The following is a 4,567-nucleotide window of genomic DNA, read 5'->3' on the forward strand; positions in this document are numbered from 1 at the left end:
TGTCGTTTTTATTTTTATCTAACCTAAACTCTGGTTAAGAGATTTACTAACGTATTGAATCATAGTGGTATTTAAATTTATTTTCTCTAGCCAGAGATTTTCAGTGGAAACAAGGCGAATTTACGCGTCAATAGCTGGCCTATTGTAAGTAAATTCAACGCAGTTAGCGCTGAAAATAGCTGCTCGAGATAGATTTATTATCCAGAGCTCAGGTTATCTACTTTAAGTTTTTAATAACAAAAAAACGCTAATCATTACTGATTAACGCTTTTTAAAGCTCGGGTCAAATCAAGCTTAAAAACTCATTTTGAGGCTGTTAAAGATCAGCGTCATCGCCCAACTTATCTTCACCATCATCTGGTTCAATAGTTGCTTTTAATAAAAGCATTTCGCGTAACTTGCCTTCAATCTCATCTGCAATTTCTGGGTTTTCTTTCAAAAACTTAATTGAGTTAGATTTACCTTGGCCAACCTTGTTGCCACAGTAACTATACCAAGCACCTGCTTTTTCAACAATTTTATGCTTAACGCCTAGGTCAATTAGCTCGCCTTGCTTAGAAATACCTTCACCATACATGATGATAAATTCAGCTTGTTTAAACGGCGGCGCTACTTTGTTTTTAACAATTTTAACGCGAGTTTCGTTACCAACAACTTCATCGCCTTCTTTAACAGAACCAATACGACGAATATCAATACGTACCGATGCGTAAAACTTAAGTGCATTACCACCCGTTGTTGTTTCTGGGTTACCAAACATAACACCAATTTTCATACGGATTTGGTTAATGAAAATACACAACGTGTTAGAGCGTTTAATGTTACCAGTAAGCTTGCGTAATGCTTGCGACATTAAACGTGCTTGTAAGCCCATGTGCGAATCGCCCATATCGCCTTCAATTTCAGCTTTTGGTGTTAGTGCAGCAACCGAGTCAATTACAACAACATCTACTGCGCTTGAGCGTACTAACATGTCACAAATTTCTAGTGCTTGCTCACCTGTATCTGGTTGAGATACAAATAATTCATCTATATTTACACCCAATTTTTGGGCATATACTGGATCTAGAGCATGCTCAGCATCAATAAAGGCACATGTTTTGCCTTCTTTTTGTGCTTCTGCGATAACTTGTAAAGTAAGCGTTGTTTTACCAGATGACTCAGGTCCGTATACTTCAACAATACGTCCCATAGGTAAACCACCTATGCCTAAAGCAATATCAATACCTAATGAGCCTGTAGATACAGATTCAATGTTTAACGCTTTGTTATCACCCAATTTCATAATTGAGCCTTTACCAAATTGACGTTCAATTTGTGATAGTGCTGCGTCCAACGCTTTTTGTTTGTTATCGTTCATTTTATTCTCCAAATCCAGCTAATGGAATCAAGTATACTGTATGAAATCACAGTATCAAGCTAATTTTTTTATTTTATCTCATCTATTACACTTTTCAATGCAAATACAATAGCTTGCAGTCTAACTTGAGCCCTATCGCCAGAGAATACTTGTTTAAAGGTCAGTACTTTGTCATTAATTTGTATGCCAAACCACACAAGTCCCACAGGTTTGCCATCAGTTGCCCCGCCAGGTCCTGCAATACCCGATACAGCTATAGATATATTTGCATTTGTTGCTTTAATAGCACCTAATGCCATTTCACGCACTGTTTGTTCGCTCACAGCACCGTACTTTGCTAATGTGCTTGCACTTACATTTAGCAAATCTTGCTTTGCTTGGTTGCTGTAAGTCACAAATGCGCGGTCAATATAAGCAGAGCTTCCGGGCGTATCTGTAAGGGCATAACTCACTCCGCCACCAGTACATGATTCAGCACTAGTGATCCATAAGCATTTATCCGTTAAAATAGCGCCTAATTGCGCAGCAAGTGTTTTAATCTCTTGATGTAATTCCATATTCAGCCTTTGGGTAAATACATGTCGTTTGATCTTTATGCACCACACACTATAAAACAACAAACCCCTATGATGCAGCAGTATCTAAAAATAAAATCAGAGCATCGCGATATTTTATTGTTTTATCGTATGGGCGATTTTTACGAACTCTTTTTTGATGACGCTAAACGCGCCGCTCAATTACTCGATATTTCGCAAACTCATCGCGGTAAAGCCGGTGGCGATCCTATCCCTATGGCGGGCGTACCTTATCATGCAGTAGAAAACTACCTAGCACGCCTAGTCCAAATGGGTGAATCAGTCGCTATTTGTGAACAAGTGGGTGACCCTGCAACTAGTAAAGGCCCTGTCGATCGTAAAGTTGTTCGTATAGTTACACCTGGTACAATTTCTGATGAAGCGCTTTTACAAGAACGACAAGACAATCTTCTTACTAGCGTTTGGCAAAGTAAAAAAGGTCTGTACGGTATCGCGTACCTTGATATTAACTCTGGTCGCTTTAACGTTGTAGAGGTTAACACCGACGAAGCCTTTAACTCAACTATTCAGCGCTTAGCTCCGGCAGAACTTCTGTATAGCGAAAGCTTTGAAAACTTTCATTTAATTGAGCATATAAAAGGTGCCCGCCGCCGCCCAGAGTGGGAGTTCGACTTAGATACGGCTCAGCACTTATTATGCGATCAGTTTGGTACTAAAGATTTAGTTGGTTTTGGTGTTGATAAAGCCCACAGCGCGCTTGTTGCTGCCGGTTGTTTAATGCAATACGTAAAAGATACACAACGTATTGCACTGCCACATATTCGTGCAATTACGCTTGAGCACAACGAACACGCTGTTATTTTAGATGCCGCAACCCGTAAAAATTTAGAACTTACCGTTAATTTATCAGGTGGGTTTGAAAATACACTTGCCCAGGTACTTGATAAAACAGCAACACCTATGGGCTCTCGTTTACTTAAGCGCCGTATTCATACACCTGTACGTAATAAAGACGAGCTAAATTCACGCTTAAATGCAATTAGCGCTATTTTAGATGTACAACTGTGCGGTGAATTACACGAATCATTAAAAGAGATTGGTGATGTAGAGCGTGTTATTGCACGCTTAGCTTTATGTACTGCTCGCCCGCGCGATTTAACTCGCCTTCGCAGCGCATTACAAGCACTTGCGCCACTACACACTTTGTTAGGCGATGCTAACGATCCTCGTATAGCGGGTATTATCAAGCACTCGCCTGAGCTCCCTGATTTACAAGAGTTATTAGAACGTGCAGTGATAGAAAATCCACCGGTACTTATTCGTGACGGTGGCGTTATTGCCCCTGGTTACAACAGCGAACTAGATGAGTGGCGTAACTTAAGTAAAGGTGCAACCGATGTACTTGATCAACTAGAGTTACGTGAACGCGAACGCACGGGTATTAGTACGCTTAAAATTGGTTATAACCGAGTACATGGCTTTTTTATTGAAGTAAGCCGCGCCAATGCCCACTTAGTGCCAGCCGACTACATTCGTCGCCAAACGCTCAAAAATAACGAACGCTATATTATTCCTGAGCTTAAAGAGCACGAAGATAAAGTACTTGGTAGCCAATCAAAAGCCTTAGCGCTTGAAAAGCAACTATACGAAGAGCTGTTCAGATTTATCGCTCCACATATTGAACAGCTGCAAATGATGGCAGCAGCACTGGCCGATTTAGACGTGTTAAATAACTTGGCCGAACGTGCATTTGCACTCAATTATGCAAAACCAGAACTGTGCGATAACGACAATATAAGCATTAAGCAAGGTCGCCACCCTGTTGTTGAACAAGTAATGAAAGAACCGTTTATTGCTAACCCTGTTGAATTAAACAGCCAACGTAAAATGTTGATTATTACGGGTCCAAACATGGGCGGTAAATCAACCTATATGCGCCAAACAGCACTTATTGTACTAATGGCTCACATTGGCAGTTATGTACCTGCAGACAGCGCTAAAATAGGTAATATTGATCGCATATTTACACGTATTGGTGCTAGCGATGATTTAGCATCAGGTCGCTCAACCTTCATGGTAGAAATGACCGAAACAGCGACTATTTTAAATAATGCCACGGCGCAGTCTTTGGTATTAATGGATGAAATTGGTCGTGGTACAAGTACCTATGATGGGCTCTCGCTTGCGTATGCAACAGCCGATCATTTAGCGTCAAAAATATCAGCTAAAACATTGTTTGCAACGCACTACTTTGAGTTAACAGAACTTGCTGAACAAACAACAGGTCTGGTAAACGTGCACCTTGATGCAATAGAGCATAACGATACAATCGCCTTTATGCATACAGTTCTCGACGGCGCTGCAAGTAAAAGCTTTGGCTTACAAGTAGCTGCCCTTGCAGGAGTTCCTAAAGCTGTGATTGCACAAGCAAAGCAAAAACTTAAGTTGCTTGAAAATCATCAAAGCGTTACTGCACCAAATACAGAGCAACAAGCCTTTACTTTTAATAACGAAATTGCACAAAGTGCCCCTTCTGAAGTAGAAGAACAATTAAGCGCAATTGACCCTGATAATTTATCGCCACGCCAAGCGCACGATTTATTATATAAACTAAAAGCATTGTTGTAATACCAACCTGCATAAATCTTTGATCAATTTAACGAATTAAATT

Annotated in this window: 3 protein-coding genes; 1 reads left to right on the top strand and 2 read right to left on the bottom strand. The window is 40.4% G+C overall.

The genetic code is table 11. From position 1 onward, the window contains the following. Window positions 1-316: 316 nt before the first annotated feature. Window positions 317-1,360 carry a recombinase RecA gene (gene recA / locus GQR46_RS16555; protein ID WP_024591486.1) on the bottom strand — a complete coding sequence of 348 codons (1,044 nt, stop codon included), beginning with the start codon at window positions 1,358-1,360 and terminating at the stop codon, window positions 317-319. 68 nt (window positions 1,361-1,428) lie between these two features. Beyond that, window positions 1,429-1,917, bottom strand: a complete 489-nt coding sequence (locus GQR46_RS16560) for a CinA family protein (RefSeq protein ID WP_101217726.1) — start codon at window positions 1,915-1,917, stop codon at window positions 1,429-1,431. Between the two features lie 21 nt (window positions 1,918-1,938). Here GQR46_RS16560 and mutS point away from each other — a divergent pair, with 21 nt between their 5' ends. Continuing rightward, window positions 1,939-4,524 (top strand): DNA mismatch repair protein MutS, encoded by a 2,586-nt coding sequence (gene mutS, locus GQR46_RS16565; protein WP_165741561.1) that lies wholly within the window; start codon window positions 1,939-1,941, stop codon window positions 4,522-4,524. The last annotated feature ends 43 nt before the right edge of the window (window positions 4,525-4,567 follow it).

This window comes from Pseudoalteromonas sp. Z1A6 (genome assembly GCF_011378745.1).
Lineage (GTDB): Bacteria > Pseudomonadota > Gammaproteobacteria > Enterobacterales > Alteromonadaceae > Pseudoalteromonas > Pseudoalteromonas arctica.